Origin of the sequence: Allobosea sp. (assembly GCF_035999205.1) — a bacterium.
Lineage (GTDB): Bacteria > Pseudomonadota > Alphaproteobacteria > Rhizobiales > Beijerinckiaceae > Allobosea.
Window position 1 is genome coordinate 799,711 of record NZ_DASYHA010000025.1, and the last position, 13,897, is coordinate 813,607.

Sequence of the window (13,897 nt, forward strand, 5' to 3'; positions counted from 1 at the left end):
AATGGGCTCGGATAGACGACCGCCGCCGGGCATGAGCCTCGACTGCGAAGGTGCCAGAGTTAGGTAAATAATCGATTGCGCGGATGGGGCTCAGCGCAGCTGCGCGAAGCGGACCATCGCCAGTTCCGACGGCACGAAAGCCGCGAGCGCGGCATGCTCGACCGGCCGCGTGGCGACCACCGGATCGAGCCGGGCCAGCTCGTCGTCGATGAATCCGGGATGGCACATCACGAGATGGGCCGGGCCGGGCTTGAGCAGGAAACGCTGCAGATCCGCGGTGAAGTCGCGCCCCGGATCGAAGGGCGCAACACCCGAGAAGCCGCGATTGACGGGTATGCCGCGCCGCAGGGCAGCCCGCCGGAAGCCGAGCGCCAGCGCGGCGATGGTCAGCGCCTTGCCGACAGCGACGCCGCGCGTGCGGATCGCCACCGCCGAATCGGCCGGGTCGCGGAGATAGACACGGCCGGCGGGATAGCGCCGCATGACCGCCTCCAGCACGGCGCGGCGCACGCCCGGCAGCACATGCACATGCTGGTGCCCGTCGAGGTAGTCGGGCGCGCGGCCGAGCTTGTCCTCGAAGGCGTCGAGTTGGCGGGCGATCTCAGCCGCAATCTCCCGGCGCGCCACAGACGAAGTCGCGGCGGCCCGCGCCAGGTCGCGCAACGCCGGGAATTCACCGCCCGGAGCCAGCCGCGGCATGGAGCCAAGTGGTGCGGCGCAGGTCAGGTTGAGATGCAGGCCGAGATCGGCCCGTTCGGCCAGCGCGCCGAAGTCCGCGGCAAAGGTCTGCCAATGCCGCCGGTTGGTCATCGCGCCGGCAGCCGAGAGCTTGCCGGCCTCGATCAACGCCAGGATCGAGCGGCTGACGCCGTCCGTCAGGGCGAAGTCGTCGGCACACAAAACAAATCCGCTCGCCATTCGTGTCTGTTGTCCCCTGTTCAGGCGGCATGCGCTAAAGGCTCAGGCAGGTTTGTGCGCCTGCAAGCTTTACGGTTCCGTGCGGGCCGCGTCATCCGCGATGACCGAGGCTTGGGGCCGGAGGTCGCGAGGCGCCGCCAAGAGGTCGATCGCTGTGTCCGAATTGTCATCCCCTTCCGCCGCGTCGGTGCCAATGCATCCGTCCAGCCGGCCGGAACTCTCGATCGTCGTGCCGGTCCACAACGAGGCCGACAACCTGCCCCTGCTGGTGGAGCGCCTGAAACAGGTTCTCGACGGAGCGGTGTCCTCCTGGGAGCTCGTCTGCATCGATGACGGCAGCCGGGACGGCACGCTGTCGGTGCTCAAACTGCTCAGTGCCCAGGATCACCGGATCAGCGCCGTCTCCTTCAGCCGCAATTTCGGCAAGGAGATCGCGATCGCGGCCGGCCTCGACCATGCCGCGGGCGATGCCGTGGTGATCATGGATGCCGATCTGCAGCACCCGCCGGAGACGATCCTGGTCTTCCTGCAGAAGTGGCGCGAGGGCCTCCTTAACGTCTACGGGCAGCGCTCGGATCGCGCGGGCGAAAGCCGGCTGAAGCGCAATTTCGCCAAGCTGTTCTACCGCCTGTTCGCGAGCTTCGGCGAGACCGAACTGCCGGAAGGCGCCGGCGATTTCCGCCTGCTCGACCGCAAGGTGGTCGATGCGCTGCGTGCGCTGCCGGAGCGGGCACGCTTTTCCAAGGGCCTCTATGCCTGGGTCGGCTTCCCTTCGGCTGGCGTGACCTTCGATGTCGCTGACCGCGAGCACGGCGTTTCCAAGTTCAAGTACCGCAAGCTGTTCAGCTTCGCCTTCGACGGGCTGTCGTCCTTCTCGACGGTGCCGCTGAAGATCGCCACATGGGCCGGCGCGATGATCGCGCTGATCTCGACCTTCACCGCCGCCTTCTTCCTGCTGCGCACGCTGCTCTTCGGAACAGACCTGCCGGGCTTCCCGTCGCTGATCGTCTCGATCATGTTCTTCTCCGGCATCCAGCTCCTCTCGCTGGGGATGATCGGGGAGTATGTCGGGCGCATCTTCGCCGAGGTGAAGCGCCGGCCGCTCTATCTGATCGGCGAGCGTGTCGGTTTCGACGCGCGCACCGTCGACCATCCGCGCGGCGACGCACTGCCGCCGCTGATCCGGTAGACGCCGCTGCGCCGATCTGGAATGACCGGACGGTGATCCCCAGACGAATCGCCCCATCCTGATGCTTCGCAATATTCTCTCCGTCGGCGGCTTCACCCTGGTCTCGCGCGTGGCGGGTTTCGCGCGCGACGTCGTGCTCGCCGCCGTTCTGGGCGCGGGCGCGATGATGGACGCGTTCTCGGTCGCGCTGCGGCTGCCCAATCATTTCCGCGCCATCTTCGGCGAAGGCGCCTTCAACCAGGCCTATGTGCCAGCCTATTCGCGGATCGCCGAGCAGGAGGGGCCGGCCGTCGCCTCGCTGTTCGCGAACCGGCTGTTCACGCTGCTGCTGCTGGTGCAGCTCGTCTTGCTGGCGCTGGCACTGCCCTTCATGCCGGTCATGGTGACTTTGCTAGCCCCTGGCCTGACAGGCGATCCGGCGCGGTTCGAACTCGCAGTGACGCTGACGCGGATCACCTTCCCCTATCTGCTGTTCGTGACGATGGTCACCTTCCTCGGCGCGACATTGAGCGCTGTCGATCGCTTCGCCGCCTTCGCGGCGGCGCCGATTCTGCTCAGCATCAGCATCGTCGCGGCGCTGGCGGTTGCCTTTCTGTTCCCGAGCGCCGCCCATGCGGCAGCCTGGGGCGTGGCCGTCGCCGGCATCCTCGAATGGCTGCTGCTCTACGTCGCCGCGCGCCGGGCCGGCGTCGCAAGCCGGTTGGTCAGGCCCCGCATCGACGCCCATATCCGCAACTTCCTGCGCAAGTTCGGCCCGGCGGTGATCGGCTCGGCCGGCGTGCAGATCGCCCTCTTCGCCGATACGATCATCGCTTCGCTGCTGCCTCGCGGCGCCTATGCCGCGCTCTATTACGCAGAGCGGCTCTACCAGCTGCCGCTCGGGCTGATCGCGATCGCGGTCGGGACGGTTGCGCTCTCCGCGATGAGCCGACACATCGCCCGCGGCGACGAGGCCGGCGCCAACCGTGCACAAAACCAGGCCGTCGCGATCGCGCTCTTCGCCAGTGCTCCCTTCGTCGCCGCCTTCGTCGCCGTGCCGGAACTCGTCGTCGCCGCCCTGTTCCAGCGCGGCGCCTTCGACGCCCAGGCGAGCCAGGCGGCCGGCATGGTGCTGCTCGCCTACTCGCTGGGATTGCCGGCGATGGTGCTGGTGCGGACACAGGTTTCGGCCTTCCAGGCGCGCGGCGACACGACGACGCCGATGATCGTCTCGCTCGCCTCGATCGCCGCCAATCTCGCGCTGAAGCTCGTGCTGTGGCGCGACTGGGGCGCGCAGGGGCTGGCGCTGGCGACGGCTGCCGGTGCCTGGATCAATGTCGGGGCGCTGTTCGTTCTGGCGCTCAGGCGAGGCCTGACCGCGCCACATCCGCGCCTGCCGCAATTCGTGGCGCTGATCACGGCCGCCGCGGCGCTGTCCGGCTGGCTCGCCTGGCGGCTGGCTCCGCTGGCGCTCGGCGCCATGGCCGGCCTGCCCTTCGAGCCCCGGCTCTTCGCGCTGGCCCTGGTCGCGGCCGGCGCGGGGGTGGCCTATGCCACGGTTGCGGGGATTGGACTGAAGCTCTCGCGCCTGTTGCGGCTGCTGCGCTGAGACTTCAGGCGAGGAAGCCCTTCGCCTTCTCGCCGAGTAGCGTTGCCGCCTCGTCGACCATGCGCGTGACGATCTCGCCGGCCGGCGGGATGTCCGCGACGAGCCCGGCCGCCTCGCCGAAGATCACCGCGGCGTTCTGCGCGTCACCGGCAGCAAAGGCCGCGCGATAGGCGGGCGCCTCCTGCTCGATCGCGGCCCTGAACTCGTCATCGCGCCCTGTCCAGCGCTCGATGAAGTCGTTGTCAGCGACTCTAATGTCGAAGGGTTTCGGCCAGTCGAGCTGGCGCGCGATATCGGGCAGCGAAGTCCGCACCGTGCCGTCGCCGGTGGCAGCGACCGCCGCCGCATGGTGGCCGGCATGGACCAGGGCCTCCCGGCTCGCCCAGAAACGGGTTCCGACGAGAACGCCATCAGCGCCAAGCATCAGCGAAGCCGCGAGCCCGCGCCCGTCGGCGATGCCGCCCGCCGCCAGCAGCAGCGTATCCGGGCTCAGGCGGGCGAGCAGGTCGGCGACCTCGGGCACGAAGGGCAAGGTCGCACGACGGTGGCCATGGCCGCCCGCCTCGCCGCCCTGCGCGACGACGATCGAAGCGCCGGCGTCCAGCGCCTGCCGGACATGGTCGAGCGACTGGCACTGGCAGATCAGGGGCACCTCGGCCGCGGCGATGTCCGCGGCGAAGGGCTGCGGGTCGCCGAAAGACAGCATCAGCGCCGCGGGCCGATGCGCCAGCGCGGGAGCCAGCAGATGCGGCTGCTTCGCCAGCGACCAGGTGATGAAACCACAGCCGACACGCGTATTGCCGGCCTGCCCAAACTCGTTTTCGAGCCAGGCTCCGTCACCATAGCCGCCGCCGATCAGGCCAAGCCCGCCGGCGCGCGTGACTGCCGCCGCCAGTGCGCCGCCGGCCGCCAGCGCCATCGGCGCCGACACGACCGGGTGCTCGATGCCGAGACGGCGCGTCAGCCTGGTGACGAGCCGCGCCATGCTCAGACCTTCGCGCTCTTGGCGAAGTCCGTATAGAGCTCGCGCGCCTTGCGATAGAAAGGCCCGGGCTGGAGCTGGCGGTCGTCGATACGACCGACCGGCATGACCTTGGAGTAGTTGCCCGAGGCGAAGATCTCGTCGGCCTGCTCGAAGTCGCTGTAGCGCAGGCTGGTCTCCTCGACCGTGACCCCATCCTCGCGCAGGAGCTTGATGACGCGCTGGCGGGTGATGCCGTTCAGGAAGGTTCCGTTCGGCACGGGCGTCTTCACCACGCCGTCCTTGGCGAGGAAGATGTTCGAGGTCGCGGTTTCGGCGACGTTGCCCTGCATGTCGAGCACAAGCGCATTGTCGAAGCCAGCGGACTTGGCGGCGCGCAGCGTACGGGCGTTGTTGGGATACAGGCAGCCGGCCTTGGCGTCCGTCGGAGCCGTCTCGATGGTGGGGCGGCGGAAGGTGCCCTGCGTCACCGACATACCGGCACCCGGCACGCCCATCGGCGCCTCGAACAGGCACAGGCAGAAGCGGGTCGATTCCTCATCGGGGATGATGGTCGAGACGCCGTCGGCCTCGGCCCAGTACATCGGCTTGACGTAGAGGGCGGTGCCGCCGCTGAACTTCTTGAAGCCCTCGAGCGCCTTGGCGATGATCGCCTCGGTGGTCTCGGTCGGCTTCAGGCCCAGCGCCATGGCCGAGCGGTTGACGCGGGCTGCGTGCAGGTCGAGATCGGGCGCGACGCCATCATAGTAGCGGGCGCCGTCGAAAACGGTGGAGCCCTGCCAGCTCGCATGGCTGCGCGGCCCGATGAACGGCGGATTGCCCTCGAGCCACTCCCCCTCGTACCAGGTCCAAGTCTGCGAATACCAGGCCATTCCGTGCTCCTGCACAATCGGTGTCTTGATGGGCGCCACCGTCTGCCCCGCGTGGGCCGGCGTCAACATGCAGGTCCGCACATCCCAATGACGGGATGTGATGGAAGCGATCGCAAGGGCTGATGAATGCCGTGATGGATCAGAAGCCGAAGGCGCGCAGGGCCGCGATCACACTCATGCCGACGACCAGCGCGAGCAGCTCGCTGCGCCGGAGCACCATGCTGCCGATCGCCGCGAGAAGGGCGATCGCGGCAGCAAGCCCCAATCGTTCGATCAACGGCAGCACGGTCGCCACGATGATCGAGCCGGGCAGCGCGGCGAGCCCGCGCCGGACATGCGGCGTCAGCGGGATGAAGCCCATCAGCACAACGCCGGAGATGCGGCAGAGATAGGTCGCCAGCGCCATGGCGAGGATGGCGAGGATCGCGCCCCAGCTCCCGGGATCAGGCAGCGTCATCGCGGAACGCTCCCACGAGTGCGCCCGAGAGCGAGCCGACGATGATGAAGGCATAGCCGTCGAAGAGCTTGGCCGTGACAAGCGCGACGAGACCGGCGACGACCCAGGGCACGGCCGCGCGCTTGCCACGCCAAAGCGGCACGATCATCGCCGCAAAGAAGATCGGCATGACGAGGTCGATGCCATATTTGCGCGGATCGGAGACCAGGGCGCCGAGCAGATGCCCCAGCATCGTGAACAGCATCCAGACGATCCAAAGTGCGAGGCCCGCCCCGATTAGCACGCCGAGGTCACGGCCACCTTCGGCGCGATAGCGCGTGCCGATGAGCCAGTTGGCGTCGGTGAAGAAGAACAGGTGCAAGGCGTTCAGCGTCTTCGAGTAGGAGGCGAACCAGGGCTGCAACGACGCGCCCTGGAGAATCATGCGTGCATTGACGGTCGCGGTGACGACGGCGAGCCCGGCGATCGCGCCCCAGCTCCATTCCGGCCGCCAGATCTCGAGCGCGACCAGCTGCGAGACGCCGCCATAGACGAGGCCGCTCATCAGCATGGTTTCGAGCAGGCTCAGACCCTTGGCCGAGGCTGCCGCCCCAAAGGCGACCGCGAACACGACAATGCCGGGGATGAGCACCCCGACCTTGCGGATGCCCAGCAGAATGCCGGCCCGCGAGGCCGGAACCGCAGCATTGTCCATCAATCTGGCTCTCCCCGACGGCCGACGTTCGGGCGCCGGCGCGTGCGTCTCCCGGCCCGGTCCGGGGCAAGCGACATCGTTCCCTTCCAAGGACGAAGCCGGTCTGAGGTCAACGGCCCGCGACGAACAGGCCGCATGTGCCTGACACAGGACGACGCCACGCCATGGCAGGACGGTTACGGCAGTGCGGCGACTGCTCTAACCTGCCCGGCATGATCTGGCTCGACACACCCGAGATGACCGCCGCCACGCTGCCGGCCGCCTGGCTGATCGCGACCGGTGCGCGCCCCGGAAACCTGCAGGAGCGGTCGCAATTGCGGCGGGACGTCGCGCGGCAAGTCATCGCCCGGCAGCTCGGGTTGCGAGCGGACGCGGTCACCATCGGACACGACGCGCGGGGCTGCCCTCTGCTCGATCGACCTGGCGGCACGGCGCTGCATCTGTCGCTGGCGACGCGCGCCGGGCTGGTCGCGGTGGGGCTGGCCGAACGGCCGGTCGGCATCGATGTCGAGCGTGTCGACCCGGCTCAGGCGCTGCCACTGGCAGCCCTCCACCCCACGGAAGCCACGCTGCTGCTCGATCTGCCGCAGACTGCGCGACCGCTCGCCTTTGCGCGGCTCTGGGCCGCCAAGGAAGCCTATGTGAAGGCGCTCGGAACCGGCTTTGCCCGTCCGCCAGAGAGCTTCGCCGTGTCGGAGCAGACGTCGGAGCGGTTCACCATCGTCGATCCAGCCCGGCCCGGCGCGACGACCGGCGTCCGCCACACCATTAAAAACGGCGGCCAGGAGACCCTGGCCGCCGCAATGGTGATACTCGGTTGAGCAACCGGCTCAGCCCGGCTGGTCGGCGGGCTTCTTCTTGTTCTTGAGCATGTAGCCGACGGCGCAGACGAAGGCGGCGCCGATGATCGAGCTGACATAGTGCGGCATCGCGGCCAGTCCGATGCCGATCGCGCTGATCTCGGTCGGCACAGGCTTCACCCAGGTCGGCATGTTGACCTCGAGCCAGCGCAGCACGGCGATGTCGCCCAGGATCATTTCCGCAGCGATCCAGCCGAGAAGACCCGCGCCGATCCAGATCAGGATCGGGAAGCGCGCGATGATCGAGGTCAGGAACTGAGCGCCCATGATGATCAGCGGGATCGAGAGCAGCAGGCCGAAGATGAACAGCTCGGGATGTCCGCGCGAGGCCGCAGCGATCGCGATGACGTTGTCGAGGCTCATCACGGCATCGGCGATGGCGATGGTGCGCACGGCCTGCCAGAGCGAGGTCCCACCATCGATGTCGGCATGGGCTTCCTCCTCGCCGACCGCGAGCTTGACCGCAATCCAGAGCAGGAGCAGGCCGCCGACGATCTTCAGATAGGGCACGAGCAGCAGGTAGGTCACCACCAGCGCGAAGATGATGCGCAGGCCGATGGCGGCCGAGGCCCCGAGCCAGATGCCGACCTTGCGCTGTTTTTCAGGCAGCTGGCGGCAGGCGAGCGCGATCACCACCGCGTTGTCGCCCGAGAGGAGGAGGTCGATCCAGATGATCTGGAGTAGCGACACCCAGAATGTCGAGGATGAGAAGTCCATAGGTCGGTCAGTCCCTTTGTCAGAGGGCCGGATCTGGCCGGCGGTTTTTCAGGAGGTAGCCGAGGCCGACGACGAGCAGTGCGCCGATCAGGGCTGCCGGGAATTCGAAGCGATGCAGCGTCTCCGCGCCGAATTTGGTGATGAGCCAGGGGTCGCTGTCGAACATCTCGCCCGCGACCCAGCCGAGCAGGGCAGCGCCCGCCCAGACCAGGATGGGGAAGCGGGTCAGGAGGTTCGTGATCAACGAGGCGCCGAGCACGATCAAGGGGATCGAGATGACGAGGCCGCCGACCAGCAACGGGATCGAGTCCTTCGCGACCGCGGCGATGGCGAGGACATTGTCCAGGCTCATGACGATATCGGCAATCGCGACCGTCTGAACGGCCTTCCAGAGCTTGCTGCTGGCGGCGATCGAATCCTCGTCGCTCTCGCCATCCTCGACGATCAGCTTGACCGCAATCCAGACCAGCAGCAATGCGCCGACGATGTGCAGGAACGGCATGTTCAGCAGCGAAGCGATCAGCACGGTGAAGACCACGCGCAGCACGACCGCGACGCCGGCGCCGAGCGCGATGCCCTTCGCCCGCTGATCGGGCGCGAGTGCGCGACAGGCCAGCGCGATCACGACCGCATTGTCACCCGACAGCACGATGTTGAGCGCGATGATCTCGACCAGCTTGCCCCACAGGGCCGGGTCAAAAAGCGGTAGCGACGACAAATCCATTCCCAGCCCCCTGTTGTTCCCCACCCCTCGGCGGCCCGATGCCGCTGAGGGAACCGCGTTCCAGCGCGGCCGGGGTTCGATGCCTCAATGTGGCCGGCTTGTCACGGCGATGCCGCGACAGGCCGGCGGTGAATCAGGCCAAAGCCTGCTCGACGGCCTTGCCGGCCGCTTCGGTGCCCAGCGAACCGCCAAGATCGCGCGTGCGGGTGCGGGCATCGCCTAGCGCCCGCTCGATCGCGGCCTCGATGCCCCTGGCGGCTTCAGTCTCGCCGAGATGGTCGAGCATCATCGCGGCCGACCAGATCTGGCCGACCGGATTTGCGACACCCTGGCCGGCGATGTCCGGTGCCGAGCCGTGGACCGGTTCGAACAACGACGGAAAATCGCCGGTCGGGTTGATGTTGCCCGAGGGCGCAATACCGATCGTCCCGGTGCAGGCGGGGCCTAGGTCGGAGAGGATGTCGCCGAACAGATTCGAGGCGACGACCACGTCAAAGCGGTCAGGATTCAGCACGAAATGCGCGGTCAGAATGTCGATGTGATACTGGTCGACGGTCACGTCGGGGTACTTCGTCGCCATTTCCTTCACGCGCTCGTCCCAATAGGGCATCGTGATGGCGATGCCGTTCGACTTGGTGGCCGAGGTCAGCTTCTTGCGCGGGCGCTTCTGGGCGAGCTCGAAAGCGTACTTCAGGACGCGGTCGACGCCGACGCGGCTCATCACCGTCTCCTGCATGACGATCTCGCGCTCGGTGCCGGCGAACATGCGGCCGCCGACCGAGGAGTACTCGCCCTCGGTGTTCTCGCGCACGACGAAGAAGTCGATATCGCCGGGCTTGCGGCCGGCGAGCGGGCCGGGCACGCCGGGCATCAGGCGCACCGGGCGCAGATTGACGTACTGGTCGAATTCACGCCGGAACAGCAGCAGCGAACCCCAGAGCGAGATGTGGTCCGGCACCTGCGCCGGCATCCCCACCGCGCCAAAGAAGATCGCGTCATGGCCGCCGATCTTTTCCTTCCAGTCGTCGGGCAGCATCTTGCCGTGCTTGGCGTAGTAGTCGCAGGACGAGAAATCGAACTCATCGAGCTGCAGCTCGAATCCGTATTTCTTGGATGCCGCCTCGAGGATGCGCAGTCCCTCGGGCATGACTTCCTTGCCGATGCCATCCCCGGCGATGGCGGCGATACGATAGACGCGGTTGGTCCGGCTCATGACTTGTCTCCGAAGAATGCGGTGAATTCGGCTGCGACGAGATCAGGGATCTCCTCGGCCAGATAATGCCCGCCCGGCAAGCCGCGGCCTTGGACGTTCTCGGCGCGCCGGCGCCAGAGTTCCACCGGATCGAAGCATTTGCCGATGATGCCGTTCTCGCCCCAGAGCGCCAGAAGCGGCTGGGTCAGCTTTCGGCCGCCATCCTCGTCGTCATGCCGGATATCGATCGTCGCAGCCGCGCGATAATCCTCGCAGGAGCCGTGGATCGTCGCAGGATCGGAGAAGCAGCGGATGTATTCGGCTATCGCCTCAGGCGTGAACGGCTTCAGGCCAGCCGAGCCCGAGCCGCACTTCTTGCGCCAATAGGCTTCCGGATCGGCCCCGATCATCCGCTCCGGAAAGGGCGCGGGCTGGATCAAGAAGAACCAGTGCCAATAGGCGCGTGCAAAGGCATCGGTCGTGCCGGCATACATCTCGCGCGTCGGCGCGATGTCGAGCGTGGCGAGCCGGGTCACACGCTCGGCGTGGTCGAGCGCGAGGCGATGAGCGACGCGGGCGCCGCGGTCATGTGCGCCGACCATGAAGCGCGGATGGCCCAGCACCGTCATGACCTGCGCCATGTCGAGCGCCATGGCACGCTTCGAGTACGGCAGATGCTCGGCATCCGTCGCCGGCTTGTCGCTGTCGCCATAGCCGCGCAGATCGGCGCAGACGAGCGTGAAGCGATCCTTCAGCAGCCCGGCGAGTTTGTGCCAGAGCACATGCGTCTGCGGATAGCCGTGCAGCAGCAGCAGCGCCGGCCCCTGCCCTCCCGTCCGCACGCGAATCCGCGCCCCCGACGTGGCGACGTCGAGCAGGCGAAAGCCGGGAAAGAGGCTGTCGGAGACAGGAAGCTCGGTGATTGACATGCGCTGGCGGGTTTTGGGAACCGAAAGCGCTTAGCTCGAAAACCGAGGCTTTACGCCGTCTGATTATTACACAATTCACAACAATAAAATGGTGCAGCGCAGCAACAATGGAACGAGCCGGGCGCGCGGCATCGTCATGCCCGCGGGTAGCGAGCATGAGCAGAGCGATGTGACTTTGAACGGAACTACGCCGTCATCCCGGACAAGCTGCGAAGCAGCGCAGCTCCGGGATCCATCGTAAAGCTCCGGAGCCCTCCTATGGATCCCGGGCAAGCCCGGGATGACGGAGAGGTTCCGAGAACAATCCGCGGACGCCCGGTCAGCCCCGCAGCGACGCGCCGTAGCGCTTCGCCATCTCGGCGACGATCTTCGCGCCAACCGCCTCGATCTCGGCTTCGGTCAGCGTCTTCTCGACCGGCTGCAGCGTGACCGCGAGCGCCACCGACTTCTTGCCGGCCTCGACGCCCTGCCCCTCGTAGAGATCGAAGACCGAGACGTCCGAGATCAGCGCGCGGTCGGCGTTCTGGGCAGACTTGACCATCTCGCCGGCAGCCTTCGCCTTGTCGACGATGAAGGCGAAATCGCGCGTCACCGGCTGGAAGCCGGAGAGAGAGAGCTTCGGCTTGACCTTGGTCGGCTTGGACTTCGGCAGCGGCAGCGCATCGAGATGGATCTCGAAGGCGACCAGCGGCCCCTTGACGTCGAGCGCCTTGAGCACGCGGGGATGGACCTCGCCAAAGGCACCGATGACGCCCTTCGGGCCGAAACGCAGAGTCGCAGAGCGGCCGGGATGAGCCCAGTCCGGCCCGCCGGGAACGACCTGCAGCCCGCCTACGGGAACGCCGAGCCCTGCCAGCAACGCCATCGCATCCGCCTTGGCGTCGAACGCGTCGACGGCCTTCGCCGCGCCGTCCCAATGGCGGCCGGCACCGTCGAGACGGGCGGTTCCGCGGCGCAGGCCGGTCGCGGCGATGAGCTGGCCTTCCGGCTCGTCGCTCTGGAAGATCTGGCCCACCTCGAACAGCGCCACATCGGCGAAGCCGCGATCGGCATTGGCCTGCGAGGAGCGGATCAGCCCCGGCAGCAGCGAAGGCCGCATGTCCGAGAGCTCGGCCGCGATCGGGTTGGCGAGTGCAAGCTTCTGTGAACCGCCACCGAAGAGCTTCGCGGCATCATGCGAGATGAACGACCAGGTCACGGCCTCGACCATGCCCCGGCTGGCGAGCAGGCGCTTGGCGGCGCGGGTGCGCTTCTGCAGCACGGTCAGAACGGGCTTCAGGACCTCGCCCCTGATGCGCGGCAGCGGCGTCGAGTCGACACGATCGAGCCCGGCGATGCGAAGGATCTCCTCGACGAGATCGGCCTTGCCGCCGACATCAGCACGCCAGGACGGCGCCACCACCTCGACCCGGTCGCCCGCGCCCGAGACGTGGAAGCCGAGCGAGGTCAGGGCCAGCTGCATCTCGACCTGCGGCAGATCGAGCCCGGTCAGGCGCTTGACCTCCGACCAGGGGAAATCGATCGCGCGGGCGCTGTCGGGCAGTTCGCCCGCGAAGACCATCTCGGAGGCCTCGCCGCCGCAGAGATCGAGGATCATCGCCGTGGCGAGATCGAGCCCCGGCCGGCAGAAAGCCGGATCGACGCCGCGCTCGAAGCGGTAGCGCGCATCCGAGGTGATGCCGAGCGCGCGGCCCGAGCGAGCGATGTTGAGCGGATCCCAGAGCGCACTTTCGACCAGCACGTCGGTCGTGCCCTCGTCGCAACCCGAAGCCTCGCCGCCCATGATGCCAGCGAGCGATTCGACGCCGTGCGCGTCGGAGATGACGACCTGCTCCTCGGTCAGCGTGTAAGTCTTGCCGTCGAGCGCGAGGATGGTCTCACCGTCCTTCGCGCGGCGCACGACGAGATCGCCCTTGACCTTGGCCGCATCGAAGACGTGCAGCGGCCGGCTGCGGTCGAGCGTCATGAAATTGGTGATGTCGACCAGCGCATTGATCGGCCGAAGGCCGACGGCGCGCAGGCGCGCCTGCAGCCATTCCGGCGACGGGCCGTTCTTGACGCCGCGCACCAGCCGGAGAGCGAAGGCCGGGCAGAGCGGCTTATCCTCCGGAGCGAAGGATAGTTTGACGTCGACCGGACAGGGGAAGCTGCCGCGGACTGGCTGGACCGCCGGCGTCTTGATCTTGCCGAGGCCGGCAGCGGCGAGGTCGCGGGCGATCCCGGCAACGCCTAGCGCATCGGCGCGGTTCGGCGTCACCGCGATCTCGATCACGGCGTCGCTGAGGCCGGCGTACTCAGTGTAGGAGACACCGACGGGCGCATCGGCCGGCAGGTCGATGATGCCGTCATGATCCTCCGAGAGCTGAAGCTCGGCGGCCGAGCAGAGCATGCCGTTGGATTCGACGCCCCGGATGACACCCTTGCCGAGCGTCATATCCTTGCCGGGGATATAGGTTCCCGGCGGAGAGAACACGCTCTTCATGCCGGTGCGGGCATTGGGCGCGCCGCAGACGACCTGCACAGGCTCGCCCGAACCGGTATCGACCATGCAGACGCGCAGCCGGTCGGCATTGGGATGCTGCTTGGCCTCGATCACATAGGCGACGGTAAAGGCGGCCAGCGCCTTGGCTTTGTCCTCGACGCCCTCGACCTCGAGCCCGACGCGGGTCAGGGCCTCGGCGATCGCATCGACGGAAGCGTCGGTGTCGAGATGGTCCTTGAGCCAGGAAAGCGTGAATTTCATCGTTCGTCGTCCATCAGGCGCAGTGCCGGCAG

13 protein-coding genes are annotated in these 13,897 nt (G+C 67.4%); 3 read left to right on the forward strand and 10 right to left on the reverse strand.

All coding sequences use genetic code 11. The features are described from left to right. Nucleotides 1-90: 90 nt before the first annotated feature. Nucleotides 91-918 carry a ChbG/HpnK family deacetylase gene (locus VGN82_RS19165; protein WP_327528632.1) on the reverse strand — a complete coding sequence of 276 codons (828 nt, stop codon included), beginning with the start codon at nucleotides 916-918 and terminating at the stop codon, nucleotides 91-93. 193 nt (nucleotides 919-1,111) lie between these two features. Between VGN82_RS19165 and VGN82_RS19170 the strand changes: the two genes are divergently transcribed. After that, on the forward strand, nucleotides 1,112-2,107 hold the full coding sequence (locus VGN82_RS19170) for a glycosyltransferase family 2 protein (protein ID WP_327528633.1): 996 nt from the start codon (nucleotides 1,112-1,114) through the stop codon (nucleotides 2,105-2,107). Nucleotides 2,108-2,168: 61 nt separating this feature from the next. After that, complete coding sequence (gene murJ / locus VGN82_RS19175; protein WP_327528634.1) at nucleotides 2,169-3,695, forward strand: murein biosynthesis integral membrane protein MurJ; 1,527 nt, start codon at nucleotides 2,169-2,171, stop codon at nucleotides 3,693-3,695. Between the two features lie 4 nt (nucleotides 3,696-3,699). On the opposite strand, the gene VGN82_RS19180 is transcribed toward murJ, so the two are convergent. The 4 genes from VGN82_RS19180 to VGN82_RS19195 all read right to left on the reverse strand — a co-directional run bounded on the left by VGN82_RS19180 (nucleotide 3,700) and on the right by VGN82_RS19195 (nucleotide 6,700). Then, the gene (locus tag VGN82_RS19180; protein WP_327528635.1) at nucleotides 3,700-4,680 is read right to left on the reverse strand and encodes an NAD(P)H-dependent flavin oxidoreductase; all 981 of its coding nucleotides are present in this window, start codon (nucleotides 4,678-4,680) and stop codon (nucleotides 3,700-3,702) included. Nucleotides 4,681-4,682: 2 nt separating this feature from the next. Then, nucleotides 4,683-5,549, reverse strand: coding sequence for a branched-chain amino acid aminotransferase (locus VGN82_RS19185; protein ID WP_327528636.1), 867 nt, complete (start codon nucleotides 5,547-5,549; stop codon nucleotides 4,683-4,685). 139 nt (nucleotides 5,550-5,688) lie between these two features. After that, entirely contained in the window at nucleotides 5,689-6,006 is a 318-nt protein-coding gene (locus VGN82_RS19190) for an AzlD family protein (RefSeq protein WP_327528637.1), read from the reverse strand. Next, nucleotides 5,993-6,700 (reverse strand): AzlC family ABC transporter permease, encoded by a 708-nt coding sequence (locus VGN82_RS19195; protein WP_327528638.1) that lies wholly within the window; start codon nucleotides 6,698-6,700, stop codon nucleotides 5,993-5,995. The genes VGN82_RS19190 and VGN82_RS19195 overlap by 14 nt, the downstream gene beginning before the upstream one ends. Nucleotides 6,701-6,936: 236 nt before the next feature. On the opposite strand from VGN82_RS19195, the gene VGN82_RS19200 reads away from it, so the two are divergent. Further along, a complete protein-coding gene (locus VGN82_RS19200; protein WP_327528639.1) occupies nucleotides 6,937-7,521 on the forward strand; it encodes a 4'-phosphopantetheinyl transferase family protein in 585 nt (194 codons plus the stop codon). A gap of 9 nt (nucleotides 7,522-7,530) precedes the next feature. Here VGN82_RS19200 and VGN82_RS19205 read toward each other — a convergent pair whose 3' ends face one another. From VGN82_RS19205 to pheT, 5 genes are all read right to left on the reverse strand, one after another. Continuing rightward, nucleotides 7,531-8,277 (reverse strand): TerC family protein, encoded by a 747-nt coding sequence (locus VGN82_RS19205; protein WP_327528640.1) that lies wholly within the window; start codon nucleotides 8,275-8,277, stop codon nucleotides 7,531-7,533. Between the two features lie 19 nt (nucleotides 8,278-8,296). After that, a complete protein-coding gene (locus VGN82_RS19210; protein ID WP_327528641.1) occupies nucleotides 8,297-9,001 on the reverse strand; it encodes a TerC family protein in 705 nt (234 codons plus the stop codon). Between the two features lie 133 nt (nucleotides 9,002-9,134). Then, nucleotides 9,135-10,214, reverse strand: a complete 1,080-nt coding sequence (locus VGN82_RS19215; RefSeq protein ID WP_327528642.1) for a tartrate dehydrogenase — start codon at nucleotides 10,212-10,214, stop codon at nucleotides 9,135-9,137. After that, entirely contained in the window at nucleotides 10,211-11,122 is a 912-nt protein-coding gene (locus VGN82_RS19220) for an alpha/beta fold hydrolase (RefSeq protein WP_327528643.1), read from the reverse strand. Before VGN82_RS19220 ends, VGN82_RS19215 begins: the two co-directional genes overlap by 4 nt. A gap of 319 nt (nucleotides 11,123-11,441) precedes the next feature. After that, on the reverse strand, nucleotides 11,442-13,865 hold the full coding sequence (gene pheT, locus VGN82_RS19225; protein WP_327528644.1) for a phenylalanine--tRNA ligase subunit beta: 2,424 nt from the start codon (nucleotides 13,863-13,865) through the stop codon (nucleotides 11,442-11,444). Nucleotides 13,866-13,897 lie beyond the last annotated feature (32 nt).

Bases quoted from the DNA above. Each gene is read 5' to 3' on its own strand.
- VGN82_RS19210 (WP_327528641.1), bottom strand. From the start codon at position 9,001: ATGGATTTGTCGTCGCTACCGCTTTTTGACCCGGCCCTGTGGGGCAAG.
- VGN82_RS19185 (WP_327528636.1), bottom strand. From the start codon at position 5,549: ATGGCCTGGTATTCGCAGACTTGGACCTGGTACGAGGGGGAGTGGCTC.
- VGN82_RS19205 (WP_327528640.1), bottom strand. From the start codon at position 8,277: ATGGACTTCTCATCCTCGACATTCTGGGTGTCGCTACTCCAGATCATC.
- murJ (WP_327528634.1), top strand. From the start codon at position 2,169: ATGCTTCGCAATATTCTCTCCGTCGGCGGCTTCACCCTGGTCTCGCGC.
- VGN82_RS19170 (WP_327528633.1), top strand. From the start codon at position 1,112: ATGCATCCGTCCAGCCGGCCGGAACTCTCGATCGTCGTGCCGGTCCAC.
- VGN82_RS19215 (WP_327528642.1), bottom strand. From the start codon at position 10,214: ATGAGCCGGACCAACCGCGTCTATCGTATCGCCGCCATCGCCGGGGAT.
- VGN82_RS19180 (WP_327528635.1), bottom strand. From the start codon at position 4,680: ATGGCGCGGCTCGTCACCAGGCTGACGCGCCGTCTCGGCATCGAGCAC.
- VGN82_RS19200 (WP_327528639.1), top strand. From the start codon at position 6,937: ATGACCGCCGCCACGCTGCCGGCCGCCTGGCTGATCGCGACCGGTGCG.
- pheT (WP_327528644.1), bottom strand. From the start codon at position 13,865: ATGAAATTCACGCTTTCCTGGCTCAAGGACCATCTCGACACCGACGCT.
- VGN82_RS19190 (WP_327528637.1), bottom strand. From the start codon at position 6,006: ATGACGCTGCCTGATCCCGGGAGCTGGGGCGCGATCCTCGCCATCCTC.
- VGN82_RS19220 (WP_327528643.1), bottom strand. From the start codon at position 11,122: ATGTCAATCACCGAGCTTCCTGTCTCCGACAGCCTCTTTCCCGGCTTT.
- VGN82_RS19165 (WP_327528632.1), bottom strand. From the start codon at position 918: ATGGCGAGCGGATTTGTTTTGTGTGCCGACGACTTCGCCCTGACGGAC.
- VGN82_RS19195 (WP_327528638.1), bottom strand. From the start codon at position 6,700: ATGGACAATGCTGCGGTTCCGGCCTCGCGGGCCGGCATTCTGCTGGGC.